This is a genomic window from Pseudomonas sp. RC2C2, assembly GCF_018390435.1.
In the GTDB taxonomy this organism is placed as follows: domain Bacteria; phylum Pseudomonadota; class Gammaproteobacteria; order Pseudomonadales; family Pseudomonadaceae; genus Aquipseudomonas; species Aquipseudomonas donghuensis.
The window spans coordinates 1,307,601-1,330,891 of sequence record NZ_JAHBAX010000002.1 but is presented as its reverse complement, the minus strand read 5'-3'; the positions used below and the strand labels follow the sequence as shown (position 1 = coordinate 1,330,891).

The 23,291-nt window shown below is 64.4% G+C and carries 21 protein-coding genes and 2 pseudogenes; 7 read left to right on the top strand and 16 right to left on the bottom strand.

The window, feature by feature from the left end; translation table 11 throughout:
- Window positions 1-26: 26 nt before the first annotated feature.
- The 11 genes from paaE to paaF all read right to left on the bottom strand — a co-directional run bounded on the left by paaE (window position 27) and on the right by paaF (window position 10,047).
- The gene (gene paaE / locus KHO53_RS24710; RefSeq protein WP_010225250.1) at window positions 27-1,103 is read right to left on the bottom strand and encodes a 1,2-phenylacetyl-CoA epoxidase subunit PaaE; all 1,077 of its coding nucleotides are present in this window, start codon (window positions 1,101-1,103) and stop codon (window positions 27-29) included.
- Window positions 1,104-1,135: 32 nt separating this feature from the next.
- On the bottom strand, window positions 1,136-1,669 hold the full coding sequence (gene paaD / locus KHO53_RS24705) for a 1,2-phenylacetyl-CoA epoxidase subunit PaaD (RefSeq protein ID WP_010225252.1): 534 nt from the start codon (window positions 1,667-1,669) through the stop codon (window positions 1,136-1,138).
- On the bottom strand, window positions 1,656-2,411 hold the full coding sequence (gene paaC, locus KHO53_RS24700; protein ID WP_010225254.1) for a 1,2-phenylacetyl-CoA epoxidase subunit PaaC: 756 nt from the start codon (window positions 2,409-2,411) through the stop codon (window positions 1,656-1,658). The genes paaD and paaC overlap by 14 nt, the downstream gene beginning before the upstream one ends.
- A 1-nt stretch (window position 2,412) precedes the next feature.
- Complete coding sequence (gene paaB / locus KHO53_RS24695) at window positions 2,413-2,694, bottom strand: 1,2-phenylacetyl-CoA epoxidase subunit PaaB (RefSeq protein WP_010225256.1); 282 nt, start codon at window positions 2,692-2,694, stop codon at window positions 2,413-2,415.
- Between the two features lie 14 nt (window positions 2,695-2,708).
- Window positions 2,709-3,698: a 1,2-phenylacetyl-CoA epoxidase subunit PaaA gene (paaA, locus tag KHO53_RS24690; RefSeq protein WP_010225258.1), complete on the bottom strand. Its 990-nt coding sequence runs from the start codon at window positions 3,696-3,698 to the stop codon at window positions 2,709-2,711.
- 201 nt (window positions 3,699-3,899) lie between these two features.
- Entirely contained in the window at window positions 3,900-5,210 is a 1,311-nt protein-coding gene (paaK, locus tag KHO53_RS24685) for a phenylacetate--CoA ligase PaaK (protein ID WP_213571142.1), read from the bottom strand.
- Window positions 5,211-5,279: 69 nt separating this feature from the next.
- Window positions 5,280-6,491, bottom strand: coding sequence for a 3-oxoadipyl-CoA thiolase (pcaF, locus tag KHO53_RS24680; RefSeq protein ID WP_010225262.1), 1,212 nt, complete (start codon window positions 6,489-6,491; stop codon window positions 5,280-5,282).
- The gene (paaI, locus tag KHO53_RS24675; protein ID WP_010225264.1) at window positions 6,488-6,928 is read right to left on the bottom strand and encodes a hydroxyphenylacetyl-CoA thioesterase PaaI; all 441 of its coding nucleotides are present in this window, start codon (window positions 6,926-6,928) and stop codon (window positions 6,488-6,490) included. Before paaI ends, pcaF begins: the two co-directional genes overlap by 4 nt.
- Complete coding sequence (gene paaH, locus KHO53_RS24670) at window positions 6,921-8,438, bottom strand: 3-hydroxyacyl-CoA dehydrogenase PaaH (protein WP_036997066.1); 1,518 nt, start codon at window positions 8,436-8,438, stop codon at window positions 6,921-6,923. Before paaH ends, paaI begins: the two co-directional genes overlap by 8 nt.
- A gap of 2 nt (window positions 8,439-8,440) precedes the next feature.
- Window positions 8,441-9,232: a 2-(1,2-epoxy-1,2-dihydrophenyl)acetyl-CoA isomerase PaaG gene (gene paaG / locus KHO53_RS24665; protein ID WP_010225266.1), complete on the bottom strand. Its 792-nt coding sequence runs from the start codon at window positions 9,230-9,232 to the stop codon at window positions 8,441-8,443.
- Window positions 9,233-9,276: 44 nt separating this feature from the next.
- Window positions 9,277-10,047, bottom strand: a complete 771-nt coding sequence (gene paaF, locus KHO53_RS24660; protein ID WP_036997069.1) for a 2,3-dehydroadipyl-CoA hydratase PaaF — start codon at window positions 10,045-10,047, stop codon at window positions 9,277-9,279.
- 281 nt (window positions 10,048-10,328) lie between these two features.
- Between paaF and KHO53_RS24655 the strand changes: the two genes are divergently transcribed.
- Complete coding sequence (locus tag KHO53_RS24655; RefSeq protein ID WP_010225268.1) at window positions 10,329-10,925, top strand: phenylacetic acid degradation protein PaaY; 597 nt, start codon at window positions 10,329-10,331, stop codon at window positions 10,923-10,925.
- A 76-nt stretch (window positions 10,926-11,001) separates the two neighbouring features.
- On the top strand, window positions 11,002-11,925 hold the full coding sequence (gene paaX / locus KHO53_RS24650) for a phenylacetic acid degradation operon negative regulatory protein PaaX (protein WP_010225269.1): 924 nt from the start codon (window positions 11,002-11,004) through the stop codon (window positions 11,923-11,925).
- Here paaX and KHO53_RS24645 read toward each other — a convergent pair.
- The 3 genes and pseudogenes from KHO53_RS24645 to KHO53_RS24635 form a co-directional block, all read right to left on the bottom strand.
- Entirely contained in the window at window positions 11,898-12,722 is an 825-nt protein-coding gene (locus KHO53_RS24645; RefSeq protein ID WP_010225270.1) for a DUF4434 domain-containing protein, read from the bottom strand. The genes paaX and KHO53_RS24645 overlap by 28 nt on opposite strands.
- A pseudogene (locus KHO53_RS24640) lies at window positions 12,722-14,395 on the bottom strand (NfrA family protein); the annotation flags it as partial. The pseudogene KHO53_RS24640 and the gene KHO53_RS24645, both read right to left, overlap by 1 nt.
- A gap of 286 nt (window positions 14,396-14,681) precedes the next feature.
- The gene (locus KHO53_RS24635; protein WP_026001433.1) at window positions 14,682-15,575 is read right to left on the bottom strand and encodes a LysR substrate-binding domain-containing protein; all 894 of its coding nucleotides are present in this window, start codon (window positions 15,573-15,575) and stop codon (window positions 14,682-14,684) included.
- A 98-nt stretch (window positions 15,576-15,673) separates the two neighbouring features.
- On the opposite strand from KHO53_RS24635, the gene KHO53_RS24630 reads away from it, so the two are divergent.
- The 3 genes from KHO53_RS24630 to yiaY all read left to right on the top strand — a co-directional run bounded on the left by KHO53_RS24630 (window position 15,674) and on the right by yiaY (window position 19,075).
- Window positions 15,674-16,102: a PACE efflux transporter gene (locus KHO53_RS24630; protein WP_010225275.1), complete on the top strand. Its 429-nt coding sequence runs from the start codon at window positions 15,674-15,676 to the stop codon at window positions 16,100-16,102.
- A 178-nt stretch (window positions 16,103-16,280) separates the two neighbouring features.
- On the top strand, window positions 16,281-17,843 hold the full coding sequence (gene ilvA, locus KHO53_RS24625; protein WP_010225277.1) for a threonine ammonia-lyase, biosynthetic: 1,563 nt from the start codon (window positions 16,281-16,283) through the stop codon (window positions 17,841-17,843).
- An 83-nt stretch (window positions 17,844-17,926) separates the two neighbouring features.
- Window positions 17,927-19,075, top strand: coding sequence for an L-threonine dehydrogenase (gene yiaY / locus KHO53_RS24620; protein ID WP_100783405.1), 1,149 nt, complete (start codon window positions 17,927-17,929; stop codon window positions 19,073-19,075).
- A gap of 99 nt (window positions 19,076-19,174) precedes the next feature.
- On the opposite strand, the gene KHO53_RS24615 is transcribed toward yiaY, so the two are convergent.
- Both KHO53_RS24615 and KHO53_RS24610 read right to left on the bottom strand, forming a co-directional pair.
- A complete protein-coding gene (locus KHO53_RS24615; protein WP_010225279.1) occupies window positions 19,175-20,527 on the bottom strand; it encodes a GntP family permease in 1,353 nt (450 codons plus the stop codon).
- Between the two features lie 99 nt (window positions 20,528-20,626).
- On the bottom strand, window positions 20,627-21,166 hold the full coding sequence (locus KHO53_RS24610; protein ID WP_036997074.1) for a gluconokinase: 540 nt from the start codon (window positions 21,164-21,166) through the stop codon (window positions 20,627-20,629).
- 206 nt (window positions 21,167-21,372) lie between these two features.
- Between KHO53_RS24610 and gntR the strand changes: the two genes are divergently transcribed.
- Together gntR and KHO53_RS26095 are read left to right on the top strand one after the other, a co-directional pair.
- Window positions 21,373-22,392 carry an HTH-type transcriptional regulator GntR gene (gene gntR / locus KHO53_RS24605; RefSeq protein WP_010225281.1) on the top strand — a complete coding sequence of 340 codons (1,020 nt, stop codon included), beginning with the start codon at window positions 21,373-21,375 and terminating at the stop codon, window positions 22,390-22,392.
- An 84-nt stretch (window positions 22,393-22,476) separates the two neighbouring features.
- Window positions 22,477-23,274: pseudogene (locus tag KHO53_RS26095) on the top strand (PAS domain-containing protein); the annotation flags it as partial.
- Window positions 23,275-23,291 lie beyond the last annotated feature (17 nt).

Here is a 23,291-nt window from a genome sequence, read left to right as displayed (position 1 = left end):
GGAAAGTCGTCTTCTGCTCCTTGGGCTTAGAGTTGGTCGAAGTCCAGCACCACCTTGGCGCTGAGTGGATAGCTCTGGCACGACAGCACATAGCCGGCGGCCACTTCGTAGTCTTCAAGGGCGTGGTTGCTGTCCATTTCCACTTCGCCTTCGATGACCTTGCACTTGCAGGTCGAGCACACCCCGGCCTTGCACGAGTAGGGCAGCTCGGCGCCGATGGCATTGCCGGCATCCAGCACGCTCAGGGTGTTGCGCGGCAGGTCGAAGGCCAGCGCGCGGCCGTCGCTGATCACGGTGATCTGGCTGCTCTGCGGGTTCTCGACCCGGGCCGCTTCGCGCTGCTGGCGGCGTTGCTCATTGCCAGCGGCAGCGAACAACTCGAAATGAATCCGTTCAGCTGCCAGGCCATTGGCCTTGAGGCTGTCGCGCACCATCTCGGTCATGCTCTGCGGCCCGCAGATGAACGCGGCATCCAGGCGCGGCGCATCCAGCCAGCGGCTGAACAACAGGTTGCATTTGTCGGCATCGATACGACCGTTGTACAGATCGATGTCCTGTTGCTCGCGGCTGAACACGAAGATCAGGTTCAGGCGTTGCAGGTAGCGGTTCTTCAGGTCTTCAAGCTGCTCGCGAAACAGTGCCGAGGTGCTGGCGCGGTTGCCGTAGAGCAGGGTGAAGCGGCTGTGCGGTTCGTGCTCCAGGGTGGTCTTGATGATCGACAGGATCGGCGTGATACCGCTGCCGGCCGCCACGGCCAGGTAGTTGCCCTGGCGCGCGGGGTCGAGCTGGACATTGAAGCTGCCGGCCGGCGGCATGACCTCCAGTACGTCGCCCGCCGCCAGCACATCGTTGGCAAAGGCCGAGAAGCGCCCGCCGGCGACGCGTTTGACCGCCACCCGCAACTCGCCATCATTGACCCCGGTGCAAATCGAATAGGAGCGGCGTACTTCTTCGTTGTCCAGGTGGGTACGCATGACCAGGTACTGGCCCTGGACGAAGTGAAACTGTTCGCGCAGGTCATCCGGTACGTCGAACAGGATCGACACCGCATCGCGGGTTTCATTGCGCACTTGCTTGACGGTCAGGCTATGGAACTGGCTCATGGTCGTTCTCCATCAGGCGCAGCAATGTGCGCTCAGATGCATTTGAAATAGTCGAAAGGTTCACGGCAGTCGCAGCAGCGATACAACGCCTTGCAGGCGGTCGAGCCGAACTGGCTGAGCAATTCGGTATGGCTGCTGCCGCATTGCGGGCAACTGATCAGCGGGCTGTCACCCAGCAGGCTGCGTTTGCTGGCACTGCCCTGGGGCGCCGCGATGCCGTAGGCCTGCAGGCGCTCCCGGCCGCTGGCGCTGATCCAGTCGGTGGTCCAGGCCGGGTGCAATTGGCGCTTGAGCCGTGGCGTGACAAAGCCTGCGTCCTCCAGGGCCTGGCAGATGTCCTGCTCGATCACCTCGGTGGCCGGGCAGCCGGAGTAGGTTGGGGTGACCACCACCTGCAGGTGGCCGGTTTGCCAGCTCAGCTCGCGAACGATCCCAAGCTCCACCACGCTGACCACCGGCACTTCCGGGTCCATGACCTGGGCCAGTACCGCCCAGGCCCGGCTCAGGTCGTCGCCGCGCGCCGCCCGGGCGCCGCCATCGCTGGCAATCAGTTCACCAGGTTGCATCGGGGTAGGCTCGTGGCAGGAACTGCATTTCGGCCAGCAACAGGCCCAGGTGCTCGCTGTGGATGCCGCGGCGGCTGTCCAGGTAGAAGGGGCTGGCGGCGGCCGGGACGGGCAGGGTGGCGCTGGCGAACGTGCTGGCCACCTGCTGCTGCCAGGCGGCGGCGATGGCCTGCGGATCACCGATGATGCCGGCCTCGAACAGGCGTTGTTCGAGCGCGTCGCTGTTGACCAGCTCAACGGTAAAGCGCCACACCTGAGGGATGGCTGCCAGCATGCGCTGGTGGCTTTCTTCGGTGCCATCGCCCAGGCGTTCGATCCACTCGCCCGAGCGGCGCAAATGGTAGGTGACCTCTTTCAACGCCTTGGCGGCTATGCCCTGGATGCGCGGGTCGAGCGACTGGCTCAGTTGCTCAAGCACCTGGAAGTGCCAGGCGTCGTAGAGAAACTGCTTGAGCATGGTCACGGCGAAATCGCCATTGGGCTGCTCGACCAGCAGCAGGTTGCGGTAGTCGCGCTGATCGCGACGAAACACCAGATGATCGGCGTCGCGGCCGTCGTTGCTCATTTCGGCCGCGTAGTCCAGCCAGTTGCGGGCCTGGCCGACCAGGTCGAGGCCGACGTTCATCAGCGCCAGTTCTTCTTCCAGCGCCGGCGCATGGCCACACCATTCGCACAGGCGCTGGCCCTGGATCATGGCACTGTCGCCCAGGCGCAACAGGTAGGGGATCAGGTCCTGGGTCATGTTACATATGCCCCACTTCGGCCGGCAGCTCATAGAAGCTGGCGTGGCGGTAGACCTTGTCCTGCGACGGATCGAACAGCGGCTCTTTCTCGTCGGGCGAGGAAGCAATGATCAGCGCCGAGGGCACCACCCACAGGCTGACCCCTTCGTTGCGGCGGGTGTACAACTCGCGGGCGTTCTCGATCGCCATGGTGGCGTCGGCGGCGTGGACGCTACCGACATGCTTGTGGTTCAGGCCGTGCTTGCTGCGCACGAATACTTCAAACAGGGTCCATTCGGACATGGCGGGCTCTCCGGTCAGGCGGCGATCTTGTTGTGTTTTTTGCGGGCATGGGCGACGGCGGCGGCGCGGACCCAGGCGCCATCCTCGATGGCCTGGCGTCGGGTGGCGACGCGTTCCTGGTTGCACGGGCCGTTGCCCTTGAGCACTTCGTAGAACTCGTCCCACTGGATTTCGCCGAAGTCGTAATGGCCGCGCTCGGCGTTCCACTTCAGGGCCGGGTCCGGGACGCTGCAGCCGAGCAGTTCGAGCTGCGGGATGGTTTGGTCGATGAAGCGCTGGCGCAGTTCGTCGTTGCTCTGGCGCTTGATCTTCCAGGCCATGGACTGGGCGCTGTTGGGCGAGTGCTCGTCGCTGGGGCCGAACATCATCAGCGCCGGCCACCAGAGCCGGTTGATGGCGTCCTGGACCATGTCCTTCTGTACCTGGGTACCGTGGCGCATCATGGTCAGGAGCATTTCGTAGCCCTGGCGCTGGTGGAAGCTCTCTTCCTTGCAGATGCGAATCATCGCCCGCGAGTAAGGGCCGTAGCTGGTGCGCTGCAGCACCACCTGGTTGACGATGGCGGCGCCGTCCACCAGCCAGCCCACCACGCCCATGTCAGCCCAGCTCAGGGTCGGGTAGTTGAAGATGCTCGAGTACTTGGCCTTGCCGTTGTGCAGCTTGGCGATTTCGCTGTCGCGGTCGGCGCCCAGGGTTTCCATGGCGCTGTACAGGTACAGGCCGTGGCCGGCTTCGTCCTGGATCTTGGCCATCAGCTGCAGTTTGCGCTTGAGGGTCGGGGCGCGGGTTACCCAGTTGCCCTCCGGCAGCATGCCGACGATTTCCGAGTGGGCGTGTTGCGAGATCTGCCGGATCAGGGTCTGGCGGTAGGCGTCGGGCATCCAGTTCTTGGCTTCGATCTTGATTTCGTCATCGATCCGTTGCTGGAACGCGCGCTCTTGCGCGGACATCTCATCCAGGCTCTTGAGGCGCTTGACGCCGGTTTCTACCAGTTGTGCGTACATGGTGTTCTCCAGCCTTTTATGAAGGGGGCTTTGAGGCTGAAGACAGTTATATGTGATACAGGGCAAAATATCAAACATAAAAATGTGTATCGAGTTCGTCTTGTGTATCGCTTTATTCGGGCATGAAAAAGCCCCGGCCGCGCGGGGCGTGACCTGCGAAGAGGTTGCGGGCAATGGGCCGCGAGGCGGCCCGCGGCTGTATTACTTGCGCTTGTCGAAGACGTGACAGGCCTTGCCTTCCGAGCGTTTGATCGAATAGGCGGGCTGCAGTACCACTCGCGAGCTGATACCGATATGCGTCTTGATATGCCGGCTCAGCTCGCTGCACAGGTCCTGCTGCCGGGCCGGGTCCAGGTGTTGGTGTTCGCTTTTCAGTTCGACATGCACGTCGACGCTGTCCAGGTTTCCTTTGCGATACAGATGTATTTCGTAGACTTCTGAAAACTGTTTGATTTTAAGCAGCTGTTCCTCGACCTGCGTCGGGAACACGTTCACCCCGCGAATGATCAGCATGTCGTCACTGCGGCCGGTAATCTTGTCGATGCGCCGCATCGGCCGCGCCGTGCCTGGCAGCAGGCGAGTCAGGTCGCGGGTGCGATAGCGGATCATCGGCAGGGCTTCCTTGCTCAGCGAGGTGAACACCAGCTCGCCCAGCTCGCCGTCGGGGAGTACCGCGCCGCTCACCGGATCAATGATCTCGGGGTAGAAGTGGTCCTCCCAGACGGTCGGGCCATCCTTGCTTTCGGCGCACTCCATGGCCACCCCGGGGCCCATGATCTCCGACAGCCCGTAAATATCCAGGGCTTCAATACCCAGGCGTGCCTCCAGGGCGCTGCGCAGTTCCGGGGTCCAGGGTTCGGCGCCAAAAATCCCCAGGCGCAGGGCCAGCGAATGCGCGTCGATGCCCTGGCGTTCGATCTCGTCGGCCAGGTTGAGCATGTACGAGGGGGTGACCATGATGATGTCGGGCTGGAAGTCGCGGATCAGCTGCACCTGTTTTTCAGTCTGGCCGCCGGACATGGGGATCACCGTGCAACCCAGGCGCTCGGCGCCATAGTGCGCGCCCAGCCCGCCAGTAAACAGGCCGTATCCGTAGGCAACATGGACCTTGTCGCCCCGCCGCCCGCCGGCGGCGCGAATCGAGCGGGCGACGACATTGGCCCAGGTGTTGATGTCGTTCTGGGTATAGCCGACCACGGTCGGCTTGCCAGTAGTGCCGCTTGAGGCATGCAGGCGCACCACATCGTGCAGTGGTACGGCAAACAGGCCATAGGGGTAGTTGTCGCGCAGGTCGGCTTTACAGGTAAAGGGAAAGCGCGCCAGGTCGTCGAGCGAGCGGATGTCATCAGGGTGCACGCCCAGCTCATCGAAACGTTGCCGGTACATGGGCACGTTCTGGTAGGCATGGCTCAGGCTCCAGCGCAGGCGTTGCAGTTGATGCTGGCGCAGTTCGTCGATACTGGCGGTTTCCAGCGGGTCGAGCACGGGGGCATTGGGGATCTGCATGTTCATGGTTTCACTCTAATTGTTGTTGTTTGTTGCCGTCTGCACGCGGCTTGAGTGTGGAGCTAGGGTACGGCTTCAGTCCTCCAGGCGCTCGATAATCAAGGCAATGCCCTGGCCGACGCCGATGCACATGGTGCACAGGGCATAACGCGCCTGGCGTTGCTCCAGCTCATGCAGCGCCGTGGTCACCAGGCGGGCACCGCTCATGCCCAGCGGATGCCCCAGGGCAATGGCGCCGCCGTTGGGGTTGACCCGCGGGTCGTCGTCGGCAAGCCCCAGCTCGCGCAGTACTGCCAGGCCCTGGGCGGCGAACGCTTCGTTGAGCTCGATCACCTCCATGTCGGCCAGGCTCAACCCGGCGAGGGCCAACGCCTTGCGTGTCGCCGGCACCGGGCCGATGCCCATGATCCGTGGTTCGACCCCGGCCGTGGCCATCGCCAGCACCCGTCCGCGGGCTTTGAGAGCAAAGCGCTCGGCCTGTTCGCGGCTGGCCAGCAGCAGGGCGCAAGCCCCGTCATTCAGGCCTGAAGCATTACCGGCTGTCACCGTGCCGTTGTCCCGAAAGGGCGTAGGCAGTTTCTGTAATTGCGCGAGGGTTGTTTCTGCGCGGGGGTGTTCATCATGCACGACCACGTGTGCCGGCCCTTTGCGCTGGGCGATGGTCACCGGCACGATCTCCCTGGCCAGGCGTCCGCTGGCCTGGGCCGCCGCGGCGCGCTGTTGGCTGCGCAGGGCAAAGGCATCCTGATCGGCCCGGGAAATGTTGAACTGCGCGGCGACGTTCTCGGCCGTTTCCGGCATGGAATCGATACCGTACTGCTGTTGCATCAGCGGGTTGACGAAGCGCCAGCCCAGGGTGGTGTCATGCAGTTCAGCCTGGCGGGAAAACGCCTGTTCGGCCTTGGCCATGACCAGCGGCGCCCGCGACATCGACTCGACGCCCCCCACCAGCAGCAGCCCGGCCTCACCGCAGCGGATGGCGCGGGCGCCGCTACCGATTGCATCCAGCCCCGAACCGCACAGGCGGTTGACGGTGGTGCCGGGCACGCTGGGCGGCAGGCCGGCCAGTAGCGCCGACATGCGTGCGACGTTGCGGTTGTCTTCGCCGGCCTGGTTGGCGCAGCCATAGATCACATCGTCGACGGCGCTCCAGTCGACCTGCGGGTGGCGTTGGCACAGGGCGCGCAGGGGCAGGGCGCCGAGGTCGTCTGCACGCAGGCTGCTCAGGGCGCCAGCGTAGCGGCCGATCGGGGTGCGCAAGGCGTCAATGATCAGGGCGTCGGTCATGCCTGGGGCTCCTCGGGCAACACAGTGCCGCGTACTTTGTAGGACTTGCCGTGAAACAGGGCGATCAACTGGCCCTGCTGGTTCTCGATGCGTACGGCGTAGTTGCCGGTACGCCCGCTGCGGCTTTGCTCGCTGCAGGTGGCGGTGAGGGTATCGTCCAGGTGCGCCGGGGCGACGTAGTCGATACTGCAGCCCAGGGCGACGGTGGCTTCGTTGTGGCTATTGCAGGCAAAGGCAAAGGCTGAGTCGGCCAGGGCAAACAGGTAGCCGCCGTGGCAGGTGCCATGGCCCTGGAGCATGTCCTTGCGCACGCTCATGCCGACCCGGGCGCTGCCGGGGCCGGCGGCCAGCAGGCGCATGCCCATGCCCTGGCTGGCCGGGTCGCGTTCGAACAGCGCCTGGGCGCAACGGCTGGCGAGGTCCAATCGTTCATTCATGAAAGCAGGCTCCTTCGGCCAGCAGCCGACGCAAGTGCAGGGAGGGGCGGTAGCGTTCTTCACCGTAGGCGGCCTGCAGGTTGCTCAGCACCTGCACCGTGTAGCCGATGCCCAGGGCGTCGGCCCAGGCCAGTGGGCCGCAGGGGTAATTGACCCCGGCGCACATCGCCAGGTCGATATCCGCGGCCGAAGCCACCCCGTGCAACAGGGCGTCGGCGCCTTCGTTGGCCAGGCAGACCACGGTGCGCAGCACGCACAGGGCCGGACTGTCGCGCAGAGCGGTTAGCGCAATGCCGGCGGCATTGAGCAGGGCCACCACCTGGTCGATGGCGGCGGGCGAGGTGTCGGCTGCCCAGCTGATGCCCAGGCGCCTGGCGCTGGCGTAGTCGAGTGCCAGATCGAGCAGGACCAGGTTGCTCAGGCCCTCATCCCTGGCCCGCTGGCTGGCCAGGCGGCCATCGCTCAGGGCCAGTGTCGCCTGGCCAATGCGCAACAGGCCGTTGCCGGGGCGGTGGCTGAGCACCAGGCCTGCGCTGGCCAGGCGCTCAAGCAGGGGTGCGAGCAAGCCAGGCTCGCCTTCGACGAACAGGGTGTCGGGCACGGCCTGGCTTTCCAGGCTCAGCGGTTGTGGGCGCAGTGCGTGTTGGTGATAGTCATAGAAGCCCCGGCCGCTCTTGCGCCCCAGGTACCCGGCGTCGACCAGCGCCTTTTGTACCAGCGACGGCGTAAACCGCCGGTCCTGGTAGTAGGCGTCGAATACCGAACAGGTCACGGCGTAGTTGACGTCGTGGCCGATCAGGTCGGTCAGTTCGAAGGCGCCCATGGCAAAGCCGCCAGCTTCGCGCAGCAAGGCATCGAGGCTGGCGCAATCGCTCACTTGCTCCTGGAGCAGGCGCAGGCTTTCGGCGTAGAACGGGCGCGCGACCCGGTTGACGATAAAGCCTGGGGTGGAGCGCGCCAGCACCGGCTGCTTGCCCCAGGCCAGGGCGGTGTCCTTGATGCACTCGGCGATCTGGCTGGCGGTGGCCAGCCCGCTGACCACTTCGACCAGGGCCATGACCGGTGCCGGATTGAAAAAGTGCATGCCCACCAGCCGTTGCGGGTGCGCAAGGCCGGCAGCCAGTTGCGTGATCGAGATTGACGAGGTGTTGCTGGCCAGGATGCAGTCGCTGCGGCACAGCGACTCCAATTGGCCTAGCAACTCACGTTTGACCTCAAGCTTTTCGACGATGGCCTCGATCACCAGGCCCGCGTCGGCCAGCTCGTCCAGCTGCGCGGCGGGCCGCAGGCGAGCCAGGCATTCGGCCCGGGCGCTGGCGGCGAGCTTGCCGTTGGCCACGCGTTTGCCCAGGTGCTGGTCGATGGCTGCAATGGCCTGGGCGGCGGCGCCGGGGCGGCTGTCGTACAGCTGCACCCGGTGCCCGGCCTGGGCCGCCACCTGGGCGATACCGGCGCCCATGGCCCCGGCGCCGATCACCGCGACCATGACGTTGTGACTGAGGGCAGTCATGCTCAACGCCCTTTGAACTGAGCAGTACGCTTGGCCATGAAGGCACTCACGCCTTCGCGATAGTCCTCGCTGCGCCCGGCCAGGCGTTGCAGGTCGCGCTCCAGGGTCAGTTGCTGTTCGAAGCTGTTGTCCAGGCTTGCATGCAGGCTGCGCTTGATCAGGCCCAGGCCGTAGGTGGGCTGGGTGGCCAGGTGGCGGGCCAGCTTGATGGCCTCGTCGCGCAGTTCAGCATCCTCGACGCAGCGGTAGATCAAGCCCCATTGCTCGGCTTGTTCGGCGCTCAGCCGTTCGCCGAGCATGGCCAGGGCTTTGGCCCGGGCCATGCCGACCAGCCGTGGCAAGGCGTAGGTGCCGCCCGAATCGGGGATCAGGCCGATCTTGCAGAACGCCTGGATAAAGCTGGCCGAGCGAGCAGCCAGCACCAGGTCGCAGGCCAGCGGTATGTTCGCGCCAGCACCGGCGGCGACGCCGTTGACGGCACAGATGACCGGGATCGGCAGGTCGCGCAGGGTGTGAACCAGCGGGTTGTAGTAGCGCTCGATGGATTCGCCCAGGTCGGGTGCCTCGGCGCCGGGGACGACATTGCGGTCGGCCAGGTCCTGGCCTGCGCAAAAGCCGCGGCCTTCGGCGGTCAGCAACAGGACCCGTACGTCATTGCTGCGGCGTACCAGGCGCAGCGCCTCCTGAACCTCTTCATGCATGCGGCCGTTGAAGCTGTTCAGTTGCTCGGGACGATTGAGGCTGAGCAGGGCGACGCCTGCATCGATGGAAAACAGGATGTGCTCGAAACTCATGGTATCTGCCTTTGGTTGCAGGTCAATCGAGGGGGTGGTGGGGCTTATTTGCCGCAGAAGCTGGCGCGGCGTTTTTCCTGGAAGGCACGGATGCCCTCGTTGCGGTCGGCGGTGCCGGCCAGCAGGGTGAAAGCGTGGCGTTCAAAGCGTAGGCCGCTGGCCAGGTCCAGGTCCTGGGCCTTGAGCAGCGCCTCCTTGGCCAGGCGCAGGGCCAGCGGTGCTTTGCTGGCAATGCGCTGGGCAATCTGCAAGGCGCGCTCGACCGTCAGCTCCGGCGGGGTGATTTCGCTGACCAGGCCGGCCTCGAGGGCGCGCCTGGCACTGATCGGCTCACCGCTGAGGACCATCTGCATGGCCAGCGACTTGCCCACCGCCCGCAGCAGGCGCTGGGTGCCACCGGCCCCGGGCATGATGCCGAGGTTGATTTCCGGCTGGCCGAACTGGGCGTCCTCGCCAGCAATCAGGATGTCGGCGTGCATCGCCAGTTCGCAGCCGGCGCCCAGGGCGTAGCCATTGACGGCAGCAATCAGGGGCTTGGCGAACTGGGTAATGGTTTGCCAGTGCGCCTGACGCGGATCGTTGAGCATGCCCACCAGGTCGCGTCCGGCCATTTCATTGAGGTCGGCGCCTGCGGCAAAGGCCTTGCGGCTGCCGGTCAGGACCACGGCGCCAATGCTGTCGTCGCTGGCGCAGCGCTGCAGTTGCTCGGCGAGCTCGGCCAGCAGTTCACTGGTCAATGCATTGAGTGCTTGTGGGCGCTGCAGGGTGATCAGGCAAACCGCCTGGTGGGTGTGCACGGCAAGGGTATGCGGCATGGCGAAGGTCTCGCAGGGCGGTCGGGCGTCAAGGCCGGGATTTTTATTGGGCGGGCGGGAGCCGTTTCGTCAAAGTATAGGCATGAAGCGATACGAAAATACAACACGAAAAATAACAATGCGTGTCTAATTGTTTGTGGCTCTATGCCTGTGGTGTTGCCGAATCCAATAAATAGCGGAGGCTTATAGGAGGGGGTGCACTGATGGTGACATGGTAAAACGATACATAAAATGTTATTGCTGTCAGGTGATTGAGGTTAAATGCTACGAGGAGATTCGCCATGCCCTGCTACAGCCTTGACGGCCTCACGCCGGTGGTCGACCCCAGTGCCTATGTACACCCGAGCGCCGTATTGATCGGCGACGTGATTGTTGGCCCGCGGTGCTACATCGGTCCTTTGGCCAGCTTGCGCGGTGATTTCGGCAGGATCGTGCTGGAGGAGGGCGCCAACCTGCAGGACACCTGTGTCATGCATGGTTTCCCCGACAGTGATACGGTGATCGAGCGCGACGGCCATGTCGGTCACGGCGCGGTGTTGCATGGCTGCCGGGTGGGCGCTGATGCGCTGATCGGTATCAATGCCGTGGTCCTGGACTACGCCCGCATCGGCGCGCGCTCGATCGTCTCGGCTGGCGCCCTGGTCAAGGCGCGCTTCACCTGCGCCGAGCAATCGCTGGTGGTCGGTTCGCCAGCCCGGGTTACCCGGCGCTTGAGCGATGAGGAAGTGGCCTGGAAGCAAGCCGGCACCCGCGAATACCAACTCCTCGGCCAGCGCTGCAGCAGCCTGGTGGAGTGCGCGCCGTTGTCGGCTGTCGAAGCCGACCGGCCACGGATCAGCCACAGCGAGCATCGCCCCAAGGCCGCCAGCAGCACCTGAAACCCTCGGGCAACAGGGCCGGCGTAGTCTTGAGCTGGGCGGCGGGGTATATTTCAACTTTTTCGATGGACCGTCTATGTCGTCCCTGACACCGCTCAATCAGCTGATCAACCGTTTTCAGCAACAGACACCCATACGGGCCAGCTCGCTGATCATCACCTTGTATGGCGATGCCATCGAGCCCCATGGTGGCACCGTGTGGTTGGGCAGCCTGATTCAGCTGCTCGAGCCCATGGGCATCAACGAGCGGCTGATCCGTACCTCGATCTTTCGCCTGAGCAAAGAAAACTGGCTGACCGCAGAGAAGGTTGGCAGGCGCAGCTATTACAGCCTGACCGGCACCGGCCGGCGGCGCTTCGACAAGGCTTTCAAGCGTGTGTACAGCGCCAACCTGTCGGCCTGGGATGGCTCATGGTGCCTGGCGATGCTGACCCAGCTGCCTGCCGACAAGCGCAAGCAGGTGCGCGAAGAGCTCGAATGGCAGGGGTTTGGTGCGATTGCACCCACGGTACTGGCCTCGCCGCGTTTTGACCGCGGCGACGTCAATGCCACCTTGCTGGAGCTTGGCGTGCAGGAAGACACCATCCTGTTCGAGACCACCACCCAGGATGTACTGGCCTCGCGGGCGTTGCGCATGCAAGTGCGCGAAAGCTGGAACCTTGAGGAACTGGCGGCCCATTACAGCGAGTTCATCCAGTTGTTTCGGCCGCTCTGGCAGAGCCTGCGCGAGCAACCCACGCTCGACCCTCAGGACTGCTTCCTGGCCCGTATCCTGTTGATTCACGAGTACCGCAAGCTGTTGCTGCGTGACCCGCAGCTCCCCGACGAGCTGCTTCCGGGGGACTGGGAAGGCCGCGCAGCCCGGCAATTGTGCCGCAACCTGTACCGGCTGATCGTCGCCCCGGCCGAGCAATGGCTGGAAAGCGCCATGGAAACCGCCGACGGGCCGCTACCGGATGTCGGCGAGAACTTCTACAAGCGCTTTGGCGGCTTGACCTGATCTGTTGACACCGCCCGTGGATGGCAAGCGCTGCGCAGCTGCGGTTGCGCCGCCACGGCCCTGACGGGCTGGCCTGCTGCGCGGGGCTGGCGAAAGGCTTCATTGACGATGCCGATGCTGCAGGGCAGGGCGTCCAGGTAGCCTTGGCGCACCAGCGGCGCCAGGCGCCCGCTGCCGGCACCGTCGTGCCACCAGACCTGCACATTGAGGCTGGCCAGTTGCTCCAGCCAGCGGGCATTGACTGCCGGGCTCAGGCGCCCGGTGCTGAAGGCGCTGATGTGCAGCGGCGCATCCAGCCGGCGGTTGAACGCCTGCAACTGGGTGTACAGCGCTTGGCGGCGGTCGGCACTGTGAAAGTGCAGGTCGTCCAGTTCCATTGGCAGGTACCAGCCTGCCACCGGCAATTGCCAGTCCTGGCGCACCTTGCGCTGCTGGGCCAGGGCGTTGCCCAGTTGGGCCTTCCAGTAGGCGGCAAGGCCGGCGCCGTCCAGCGCGTCGATGCGCTGGTAATAGGCGGCGTCCATGTACAGCCCCAGCACCAGTTGCAGCCCCTGTTCGTGGGCCAGGCGCAGGCTGTTGGCCAGCCAGCCCCGGGCACCACCGAAGTCGCTGTCGCCGTAGGCGCTCCACTGCACGATCAGGGTTTTGCTGCCCTGGGCCGCGCTGGCCTTCCATCGCGAGCGCCATTGTTCCTGGCTCAACTGGGCGTCGCGGTTCAGCGGTTGGTAGAACAGGTGTTCGTCGGCGCTGGCCTGCAGGCTCAGCACCAATAGCATCACAGCGATCAAACGGCGCATCAGAAGGTCAACTCCGCACCCAGCAACACGCCATTGGCGTGTTCATAAAGATTACCGCCCAGCGCTTGCTGGTATTCGGCGCGTACTTTCAGCGAACCGCGATAGGCGTTGTAGCGGTCGTCGTCGAACCACCATTGCCAGCGCAAGCCCAGGCCGGTGCGCAGGTCCTGGCGCCAGTCGTTGCTCGGGTCCTGGCTTGAGAGCTCAAGAAAGCCATAGGGCATCAGGGTTTGTGGCGAGGTGCTGGGCAGTTTCCAGGTGTGTCCGCGCTGGTAGCGCGACAGCCATTGATGATCACCGGCGCGGGTCCACCAGGCGCCATCGAGGTAGAGGAAGCGCTCGTCCCAGTCGTCTTCATCGGCGCGCCAGTCGTTGCGCCATTTGCCCTGGTCGAGGAACGAGGCGGTGGCGCGCAGCAGCAGGTCGTTGCTCGACGCGGCGTGGCCGCGCAGGTCGCTATAGTTGTCGCCAGCCTTGCTCGGGCTGATCAGTTGGCCCAGGCTCAAGCCGCCATAACGGGCATCGTCGATCTGGCGCTGGTGATAGAGCTCGCTGTAGAGGTTGAGGTTGGCCGTGCCGAACGGCTTGTAGCGCAGGCCGACGCCGGTGCCCATGCTTTGCGCGTAGTCGTTGCGGCCCGTGCCGCCAAACAACACCCGGCCATAGACCGAGAAGGTGCTGCCATTGCGGCTCGGTTCCTCGCCCAAGGCATGGTCCCACATCGCCAGCTGCACGTTTTGCGAGGTGGCACGGCGGTTCTGGCGCTCGTCACGCAAGTTGTCGTTGGTCGAGACGCCACCCGGCGACCAGGTACTGGCCAGGGTGATGCGGTCGCGTCGCGACAACGCTTCATGGTCGCGGCGCTGACGGTACTTGCGTGCTTGCAGGCTGCCGAACTGGTCATCGCCGTCGACCAGGTCCTGCTCGACATCCAGCACCCGGCGCAGCTCTTTGCACGCGGCGGCGCTGTTCCCCACTTCGGCGTAGCGCCAGGCCAGGGTTTCGCCGAGGCGGTAGTCCTCGGGGAAGTCGTGAGTGGCGCGCTCAAGGTGGGCAATCGAGCGGGCTCGGGTCGCTTCATCCTGCGAGCCTGACAGGCGCATGCCGTAGTCGGCGCGGTAGCGCGGCTGGTCCGGCGCCAGGCGTACGGCTTCGGCCAGCCAGGCGGTGCTCTGGCGCAGGTCGTCATTCTGCGCGGCGGTCACCGAGGCGGCGTAGTAGTGGTCGGGGCGCGGCTGGCGCTTGAGGGCCTCGCGCTGGTAGTTCATGGCGGCGTCGATCTGGCTTTGGCGCCGGGCAATGGCCGCGCCCAGCGCCCAGTCGTCGGCCGTTACATGCGGTGCCTGGTTCCAGTACTTTTCGGCCTGATACGGATCGTTGGCATTGAATGCACTGCGTGCGGCGGTGAGGCGCGCGTTGTCGGTCCACTCGCTGTCGGCCAGGTGCTTCCAGATTGGTTGCGCAGCGTAGGAATCGCCCGAGGCTTCCAGGGCGTAGGCCAGCGGCAGGCGGCTGCCGCTGTCGCCCAGGCTTTCGGCGGCCTGGTAGTAGACCACCGCCGCACCAGGGCGCTCGGGCATGGCGCAGTGGCCCAGGGCGCGCAGTTGGTCGACTTGGGTGGGGTTGGCGGGCGTTGCCTGACGCAGGCGCTCGCACTGGCCGATATCGGCTACGCCGGGGGCGGCGTAAAACCACAGCAAGACCGTGGCCAGTTGCATCGGCCCACGCAGGTGCTGGTTGATCGAGTGATGACTGACCCGCTTAGGTAGCGCGGCATCGTCCTGATGCAAGTCGAGAGCCGCGAGCATGAGCCGGGTCTCCTCCTTCTGCCAAGGGGCTGGGATAGGGGTGTTGCAAGCCGAGGGGCATGCCCTGCTGGTGCGATTGGCGGCACTCTGCAGTGCACGGCCAGGCGGCGGGGCAGCAGGGTAATCAATTTGTGCGCGAGTTTGAACGGATTTAATTCGCTCCAGCGCAAATAGCGCTGCCCAGCCAGTCCAGGAAGGCCCGCAACGCAGGTTCGCGCTCACGCCCCGGCAACCACACTGCGCTGTACTGTGCGGCCGGCAGACGCACTTCATCGCGCCACGGCTGCAGCAAGCCCTGGCGCACGCTGTCGGCGACCAGCACATTGCTCGCCAGCACCAGCCCATAGCCGGCAGCGGCCGCCTGCAGGGCATAGTGTTCATCGTCGTAGCGATGAAAGCGCGCCCGCTGCAGCCAGTCTTCACAGCCGGCCAATGCGCACCAGCGGGCCCAGTCGATGACCACGCCACTGACCGAACTCCACGGTACCTCAAGCAGCGACAGGGGCTGATCCGCAGGTGGCTCCTGCCAACCGGGCGGGGTATAGACCGAGAAATGCTCGGCCAGCAACGGCATCCGTTGCAGCCCGGGGTCGGGATTGAATTCGGCACGCAGGGCCAGGTCGAAACGCTGGTCGCGCTGCAGGTCGACCACCTCGCTGCCGGTCAGCACCCGGACCTGAATGTCGCCATGGCGATGATGGAAATCGCCCAGCCGGGGGATCAGCCACAAGCTGGCAAACGCCGCGGTGGTGGTCAGGGTCAGTTGCTGGCGATCGCCGGGTGGTTGCAACGCTTCGAGGCTGCGCTGCAGGTTTGCCAGGCTCTGGTGCACCTGCAGGTACAAGCGCTCACCGGCTTCGCTGAGCCTGACCCCCTGCGCGCTGCGCTCAAACAACAGCAGGCCAAGGTGCGACTCCAGGCGCTTGATCTGGTGCGAGACCGCCGCCGGGGTGACCGCCAGTTCGTCGCTGGCAGCCTTGAAGCCGCCCAGGCGGGCCGCCGATTCGAACGTGCGCAGGGCAGTCAGGGGCAGTTTGGCGAACACGGTGCTCAAGCCAATTGAGGGAGGCTCAATTTAGCTCAATTGAACCGCCGTCTCAACGCGGCTAGGGTGGGGCTTCATTGACGTTCAGGGAGGCAGACATGCAAGGCAAGGCGCGCAAGATCGTTCAGGCCATACTCTACGAAACCATCGCCGTGCTGTGTGTGGCGCCGGTATTGTCCTGGGCCTTCGATGCCGGCATGGCCCATTCCACTGTGCTGTCGCTGATCCTCTCGGCGGTGGCCCTGGCCTGGAACATGTTCTACAACTGGGCCTTCGAGTATTGGGAGGCGCGTCAGGCACAGCGTCGGCGTACCCTGTGGCGGCGTTTTGTGCATGCGTTGGGCTTTGAAGGCGGGCTGGTGTTGATCCTCTTGCCGGTGGTCGCCGGCTGGTTGCAGATCAGCCTGTGGGCGGCGCTGTTGACCAACCTGGCGCTGTTCCTGTTCTTCTTCGTCTATGCCTTCGTGTTCCAGTGGGCCTTCGACCGGCTCTTCGATGTGCCGGACTCCGCCCGCGAGCCTGCTTGACTTTGTCTGCGCGGCTGCGCTAGTTTCGCTGCCATGAATACATTCCTGCAGTTGCCTCAGCACAGCATTATTACCGCCATTATCGTTTTGGCGGGCTAGCTGGCACTTGCACCGAACCCGCCCTGGAGGCGGGTTCTTTCTCTCTCTCCTGGGCACTTTAAAACACCAGGAGTCACTGATGACCAGCCTTGCCGTAAGCCCCCGTACACCGTCCGCACCGCTGAACCTGCTGTCTGACTACGTGCGGCGCATTCTTGCGGCACCCGTGTACGACCTGGCGATCGAAACGCCCCTGCAAGCGGCGCCGGCCTTGTCGCGCAGCCTCGGCAACCAGGTGTTGCTCAAGCGCGAAGACCTGCAACCGACCTTTTCCTTCAAGATCCGCGGTGCCTATACCCGTCTCAGCCGCCTGAGCCCGGCCCAGCGCCAGCGCGGGGTGATCACCGCGTCGGCCGGCAACCATGCCCAGGGGGTCGCCCTGGCCGCCCGCGAGCTGGGCATGCGCGCGACCATCGTGATGCCAACCACCACCCCTGAGCTCAAGGTTGAAGGCGTGCGTTCGCGCGGCGGCCAGGTGGTGCTGCACGGCGAGAGCTTCCCGCACGCGCTGGCCCATGCCTTGAAACTGGCCGACAGCGAAGGCGCGACCTTCGTGCCGCCGTTCGACGACCCGGACGTGATCGCCGGGCAAGGTACCGTGGCCATGGAAATCCTCCGCCAGCAACCGGGCGAGCTGGATGCAATCTTCGTCCCGGTCGGTGGTGGCGGCCTGATCGCCGGCATCGCGGCCTACGTCAAATACCTGCGCCCCGAGGTCAAGGTGATCGGTGTCGAGCCGCACGACTCCAATTGCCTGCAAGCGGCCATGGCCGCCGGCGAGCGGGTGGTGCTGGCTCAGGTCGGCAGCTTTGCCGAGGGGGTGGCGGTGGCGCAGATCGGTGCCCATTGCTTTGAACTGTGCCGCCACTATGTCGACGAGGTGATCACTGTCAGCAGCGACGAGTTGTGCGCGGCGATCAAGGACATCTACGACGACACCCGCTCGATCACCGAGCCGTCCGGCGCCCTGGCGGTGGCCGGAATCAAGAAGTACGTGGCCCGCGAAGGCGTGCAGGGGCAGACTCTGGTGGCCATCGATTCCGGCGCCAACGTCAACTTCGACCGCCTGCGCCATGTGGCCGAGCGTGCCGAACTTGGCGAACAGCGCGAAGCGATCATCGCCGTGACCATCCCCGAGCAGCCGGGCAGTTTCCGCGCCTTTTGCCAGGCCCTGGGCAAGCGCCAGATCACCGAGTTCAACTACCGCTACTATCCGGGCAAGGAAGCGCGGCTGTTCGTGGGCGTGCAGACCCACCCGCAGACCGATCCCCGCGAGCAGTTGCTGGCCAGCCTGCGCGAGCAGGGCTACACGGTGCTGGACCTGACCGACAACGAACTGGCCAAGCTGCACGTGCGCCATACCGTCGGTGGCCACGCCGGGCCGGGTGCGGACGAGCGCGTGCTGCGCTTTGAATTCCCCGAGCGCCCGGGGGCCTTGCTGGGCTTTCTGGAGCGCCTGGGCAAACGCTGGAACATCAGCCTGTTCCACTACCGCAACCACGGCGCCGCCGAGGCGCGGGTGTTCGCCGCCCTGGAAGTGCCGCAGGACGAACAGGCCAGCCTGCCCGAGGCGCTGGACGCCATGGGCTACCGCTACTGGGACGAAAGCGACAACCCGGCCTACCGGCTGTTCCTCGGCTGAGCCAGGCCTTGCCCCAGATCAACACGGGGCAGGGCCGACAGGTGGATCCTCAAGGCAAAGGTACATTGCATGAGGATCTCGCCATGAGCAGCACGTTTTTCATCCCCGCCGTCAATATCATGGGCATCGATTGCCTCGAAGAGGCGATGGCTGCCATTGCCGGGTATGGCCTGCGCAAGGCCTTGATCGTCACTGACGCGGGCCTGGCCAAAGCCGGCGTTGCCGAGCGCATGGCCGAAATGCTGGCGATGCGCGACATCGACTCGGCGATCTTCGATGGCGCCAAGCCCAACCCGAGCATTGCCAACGTCGAGCAGGGCCTGGCGCTGTTGCAGCGCGAGCGTTGCGACTGTGTGATTTCCCTGGGCGGCGGCTCGCCCCATGACTGTGCCAAGGGCATCGCCCTGTGCGCCACCAACGGCGGGCACATCCGTGACTACGAAGGCGTCGACCGGTCGGCCAAGCCGCAACTGCCGCTGATTGCCATCAATACCACGGCCGGTACGGCCAGCGAGATGACCCGCTTCTGCATCATCACTGACGAAGCGCGCCACGTGAAAATGGCCATCGTCGACCGCAACGTCACGCCGCTGCTGTCGGTCAACGACCCGGCGCTGATGGTCGGCATGCCCAAAGGCCTGACGGCGGCCACCGGCATGGATGCCTTGACCCACGCCATTGAAGCCTATGTATCGACGGCGGCCACGCCGATCACCGATGCCTGCGCCATCAAGGCCATCGAGCTGATCAGCGACAACCTGCGCCAGGCCGTAGCCGACGGCAGCGACCTTCAGGCCCGGGAGAACATGGCCTACGCCCAGTTCCTCGCCGGCATGGCATTCAACAACGCTTCCCTGGGATACGTGCATGCCATGGCTCACCAGCTCGGTGGCTTCTATGACTTGCCCCATGGTGTCTGCAATGCGGTGCTGTTGCCCCATGTACAGCGCTTCAACGCCAGCGTCAGTGCCGCGCGCCTGCGTGATGTGGCCAAGGCCATGGGCGTGGAGGTCAGCGCCATGAACGCCGAGCAGGGCAGCGATGCGGCCCTGGCGGCGATCGAGAACCTGTCGCGGGCCATTGATATCCCGGCCGGGTTGGCGCTGCTGGGGGCGAAGGAGGCGGATATTCCGACCCTGGCCAGCAATGCCTTGAAGGATGCTTGCGGCCTGACCAACCCGCGGGTGGCCAGCCAGGAGGAGATCGAGGCGATCTTCAAGGCAGCTTTTTGATCTGATGTGCTAGCAAGCCAGCTCCCACAAGGTCCTGTGTACACCGAACCTGTGGGAGCTGGCTTGCCAGCGATGGGCTGCGCAGCAGCCCGCAGGTCTTCAGACCACCAACGACAGCAGCATGATAAAGATGATGCCGACCACCGACAGGATGGTCTCCATCATGCTCCAGGTCTTGAAGGTCTCGGCCACGGTCATGTTGAAGTACTGCTTCACCAGCCAGAAGCCGGCATCGTTGACGTGGGACAGAATCAACGACCCCGCGCCGGTCGCCAGCACCAGCAGCTCGCGGTTGACCCCCGGAATCATGCCGATCACCGGCGCGACGATCCCGGCCCCGGTAATGGTCGCCACCGTCGCGGAACCGGTGGCGATGCGAATCACCGCCGCCACCAGCCAGGCCAGCATGATTGGCGATATCTGCGCCTGTACGGCCATCTGCCCGATCACATTACCCACGCCGGTATCCACCAGCATCTGCTTGAAGCCACCACCGGCACCGACGATCAGGACGATTGCCGCCGTTGGCGCCAGGCTCTGGTCGAGCAGCTTCATGATCTGCTGGCGGGAAAAACCGCGCGCCGCGCCAAAGGTGTAGAAGGCCAGGAGCAGGGCGGCAAGCAGGGCGCTGATCGGGTGGCCAATCAGGTCCATCCACTGACGGACGATATGCTCGGCCGGCAGTACCACGTCAGCGAAGGTTTTCAGCAGCATCAGGAACACCGGCAGCAGCACGGTGATCAGGGTGATGCTGAAGCTAGGCAGGTTGTGCTGGTCGGACTCGCGGGCGATCTGGTCCATCAGCTCCTTGTTCGGGTTGCCCGGGATGTACTTGGAGATGAAGTTGCCGTACAGGGGGCCGGCGATGATCGCCGTGGGCAGGGCGACGATCAGCCCGTAGAAGATGGTCTTGCCGATGTCGGCATTGAAGATGCCAATCGCCAGCAGCGGCCCCGGGTGGGGCGGCACCAGGCCGTGGACCACCGACAACCCGGCCAGCAGCGGAATGCCGATCTTGATCAGCGACACCCCGGAGCGCCGGGCGACGATGAACACCAGCGGAATCAGCAATACGAAGCCGATTTCAAAGAACAGCGGAATACCCACCAGAAAGGCGGCGAACATCATCGCCCAGTGCACCTTCTGTTTACCGAAGGCACGAATCAGCGTCTGGGCGATCTGGTCGGCACCGCCGGAATCGGCCATCAGCTTGCCGAGCATGGTGCCCAGGGCCAGGACGATGCCGACAAAGCCGAGCACGCCACCGAAGCCGTCCTGGAATGATTTCATCACCTTGGCCACCGGCATGCCGGAGGTCAGGCCAAGAAAGCCTGCGGCCAGGGTCAGGGCGACAAAGGGGTGGACCTTGAAGTGGGTGATCAGCAGCACCAGGCCGATGATGGTGATCACCGCGTCGAGCAGCAGGTAGGTATCAGTTGCCAAACCGAACATGGTTCAGTGCCTCATCTTGTCATTTTTGTGGGCGTAACGTTTGCAGCGTTTACGGGGCGAGACAGCGCTATCTTTGGTGAGCCGAGAAAACAGCCAGGGTCAGGCCGTTCGCGCCAGCAACGGTTCACCGCAGGGCTTTAGCCACTGGTCTACCTCGATGGCCAGCTTGTCCACCGGCAGGGTGGCGTCCAGTGGCAGGGTCAGTGGCTCGCCATGGGGCGGTTCGAGGGCGGCGAACTGGCTTTCGATCAGGCTGGCGGGCATGAAGTGGCCGGGGCGGGCCAGTACCCGGCGTTCGGCTTCTTCGGGGCTGAGTTCGAGGAACACGAAGCCCAGGTCCGGCACCGCGTGGCGCAGGGCATCGCGGTAGCGTTTTTTCAGCGCCGAGCAGGTGAGGATCGGCCGTGCGCCGCTTTTGAGGGTACGTTGCAGTTCTTCACCCAGAAGGATCAACCAACCCGCACGGTCGTCGTCATCCAGGGGAATGCCGGCGCTCATCTTCTGGATGTTGGCGGCAGGGTGAAAGGCATCGCCTTCGATCAGGCGGCCGCCGCTATGGCTGGCGATGGCGGCACCGACGCAGCTCTTGCCGCAGCCAGCTACGCCCATTACCACGATTGCGGACAAGGGGGGATTCATCGGTACCTCCTGCAGGGCAAGATAGCGCTATCTTGAAGTGAGACCGCTAAAGTCTCGGGCGCTTCCCACCCAGATGTTATTGATCTTGTAAAAGCAGTCTGGATGCTCATTCCTGGCCTCATGCAGTTTTGCATTGCCTGTGGTCTGAGACAGCGCTACCTTAGTGCCCGTTCCCCATTCTTTGCAAGTCGAAAATAAAACCTGTCATGACCCGCATTGGCTCCCGTACTACCGGTCGTCCCACCTTGGCTGAAGTGGCCAGGCTTTCCGGGGTTTCCCCGATCACTGCTTCGCGGGCGCTGCGCGGGGTCAGCACGGTTGCCCCGGAGCTGGTCGAGAAGGTCCAGGTGGCCGCTGCCAGCCTTGGCTACGTGGCCAATCCGGCGGCCCGGGCGTTGGCGTCGGCGCAAAGCCAGTCGATCGTGGTGTTGATCCCGTCGCTGTCCAACCACCTGTTCATCGACACCCTGGAAGCCATCCATGAGGTGATGCGACCGCGTGGGCTTGAGGTGCTGATTGGTAACTATCACTACGATATTGCCGAAGAAGAGAACCTGATCCGCAACTACCTGGCCTACCAGCCACGCGGCATCCTGCTCACCGGCTTTGATCGCAGCGACGCGGCCAAGCAGCTGCTGGCAGCCAGCGGCATACCTTGCGTGCACATGATGGAGCTGGGCGGCGATGCCCAGGCCATGTCGGTAGGTTTCTCCCAACAGGAAGCGGGCAGGGCGGCTGCGCGGCATCTGCTTGAGCGCGGCTGCAAACGCCCGGGATTTATTGCCGCACAACTCGACCCGCGGGTGATGCAGCGCGCCGAAGGCTTTCGCCAGGCCCTGGCCGAGGCGGGCCTGGATGCCCATGCGCGGGAAGTGCTCGCCCCGCAGCCGTCGTCGATCGGCCTGGGGGGCGAACTGTTCGCCCAGTTGCTGCAACGTCATGCGGATGTCGACGGCATCTTCTTCTGCAACGACGACCTGGCCCAGGGCGCCATTCTCGAAGCGCTGCGCCAGGGCATCAAGGTGCCGCAGCAAGTGGCCATGGTCGGTTTCAACGACCTGCCCGCCTCAGCGTACATGGTCCCGCGCCTGACCTCGATTCGCACCCCGCGCGCGGCCATTGGCCGTTGCGCCGCCCAGGCGCTGCTGGGCCTGCTCGACGGCAAACGCGCGCAGGTGCAAAGCCAGGACCTGGGCTTTGAACTGATGGTCCGCGAAAGCAGCTGAAACCGCCAGTCGGCGGGCGTTGCACGGTGATGTCATAGTGCTTGCACGGTGCTAATCGCGATCTATGCTCAGCACATCCCGAGCATGGAGTGTTGCAAAATGTTTGATTTGCATCGTAAGTCCGATCTGGCTGAAATCGAGCGTTGCACCCAGGCCTTGGGGCACATGAGTGGCAAACTTGCGGCGATCAGCCGCTCGATGGCGATGATTGAATTCAGCCCCGACGGGGTGATCCTCGACGCCAACGAAAACTTCTGCAAAACCCTCGGTTATAGCGTCGAGGAGATTCGCGGCAAGCATCACCGCATGTTCTGCGAAGAAGCCTTCACCAAGAGCGAGGAATATCACCAGTTATGGCGTGACCTGGGCCGCGGTGAACCGCGCAGCGGCACCTTTGCCCGTGTCGACAAGCAGGGCCGCGAAGTCTGGCTCGAAGCCAGCTACATGCCGGTGCTCGGCGCGCAGCAGCAAGTCACCGGCGTGATCAAGGTCGCCTCGGACATCACCCAGCGGGTGCGCCACGAACACGAGACCGAAAGCCTGATCAATGCCATCAGCCGCTCGATGGCCATGGTCGAATTCACCCCGGATGGCAAGGTCATCGAGGCCAACCAGAACTTCCTCGACACCATGCATTACCGCCTGGACGAGGTGGTGGGCAAGCACCACAGCCTGTTCTGCCACAAGAGCGAAAGCGAGTCGGCGGCCTACAAGGCCTTCTGGGCCTCGCTCAACCGCGGCGAGTACCATTCCCACCGCTTTGAACGGGTCAACAAGCTCGGGCAGATGGTCTATCTGGAGGCTTCCTACAACCCGATCTTCGACACCCGCGGGCGGCTGTACAAAGTGGTCAAGTTCGCCAGCGACATCACCCGTCAGGTCAGTACCCAGCAAACCGC

What these genes read in the sequence shown, in the direction of transcription:
- paaI (WP_010225264.1), bottom strand. Translation starts at nt 6,928, where the DNA reads ATGAATGAACGATTGGACCTCGCCAGCCGTTGCGCCCAGGCGCTGTTC.
- KHO53_RS24630 (WP_010225275.1), top strand. Translation starts at nt 15,674, where the DNA reads ATGCAAGGCAAGGCGCGCAAGATCGTTCAGGCCATACTCTACGAAACC.
- paaA (WP_010225258.1), bottom strand. Translation starts at nt 3,698, where the DNA reads ATGTACGCACAACTGGTAGAAACCGGCGTCAAGCGCCTCAAGAGCCTG.
- paaF (WP_036997069.1), bottom strand. Translation starts at nt 10,047, where the DNA reads ATGCCGCATACCCTTGCCGTGCACACCCACCAGGCGGTTTGCCTGATC.
- paaH (WP_036997066.1), bottom strand. Translation starts at nt 8,438, where the DNA reads ATGACTGCCCTCAGTCACAACGTCATGGTCGCGGTGATCGGCGCCGGG.
- paaK (WP_213571142.1), bottom strand. Translation starts at nt 5,210, where the DNA reads ATGAACATGCAGATCCCCAATGCCCCCGTGCTCGACCCGCTGGAAACC.
- ilvA (WP_010225277.1), top strand. Translation starts at nt 16,281, where the DNA reads ATGACCAGCCTTGCCGTAAGCCCCCGTACACCGTCCGCACCGCTGAAC.
- paaB (WP_010225256.1), bottom strand. Translation starts at nt 2,694, where the DNA reads ATGTCCGAATGGACCCTGTTTGAAGTATTCGTGCGCAGCAAGCACGGC.
- paaC (WP_010225254.1), bottom strand. Translation starts at nt 2,411, where the DNA reads ATGACCCAGGACCTGATCCCCTACCTGTTGCGCCTGGGCGACAGTGCC.
- paaE (WP_010225250.1), bottom strand. Translation starts at nt 1,103, where the DNA reads ATGAGCCAGTTCCATAGCCTGACCGTCAAGCAAGTGCGCAATGAAACC.
- gntR (WP_010225281.1), top strand. Translation starts at nt 21,373, where the DNA reads ATGACCCGCATTGGCTCCCGTACTACCGGTCGTCCCACCTTGGCTGAA.
- paaG (WP_010225266.1), bottom strand. Translation starts at nt 9,232, where the DNA reads ATGAGTTTCGAGCACATCCTGTTTTCCATCGATGCAGGCGTCGCCCTG.
- KHO53_RS24615 (WP_010225279.1), bottom strand. Translation starts at nt 20,527, where the DNA reads ATGTTCGGTTTGGCAACTGATACCTACCTGCTGCTCGACGCGGTGATC.
- yiaY (WP_100783405.1), top strand. Translation starts at nt 17,927, where the DNA reads ATGAGCAGCACGTTTTTCATCCCCGCCGTCAATATCATGGGCATCGAT.
- paaX (WP_010225269.1), top strand. Translation starts at nt 11,002, where the DNA reads ATGTCGTCCCTGACACCGCTCAATCAGCTGATCAACCGTTTTCAGCAA.
- paaD (WP_010225252.1), bottom strand. Translation starts at nt 1,669, where the DNA reads ATGCAACCTGGTGAACTGATTGCCAGCGATGGCGGCGCCCGGGCGGCG.
- KHO53_RS24645 (WP_010225270.1), bottom strand. Translation starts at nt 12,722, where the DNA reads ATGCGCCGTTTGATCGCTGTGATGCTATTGGTGCTGAGCCTGCAGGCC.
- pcaF (WP_010225262.1), bottom strand. Translation starts at nt 6,491, where the DNA reads ATGACCGACGCCCTGATCATTGACGCCTTGCGCACCCCGATCGGCCGC.
- KHO53_RS24655 (WP_010225268.1), top strand. Translation starts at nt 10,329, where the DNA reads ATGCCCTGCTACAGCCTTGACGGCCTCACGCCGGTGGTCGACCCCAGT.
- KHO53_RS24610 (WP_036997074.1), bottom strand. Translation starts at nt 21,166, where the DNA reads ATGAATCCCCCCTTGTCCGCAATCGTGGTAATGGGCGTAGCTGGCTGC.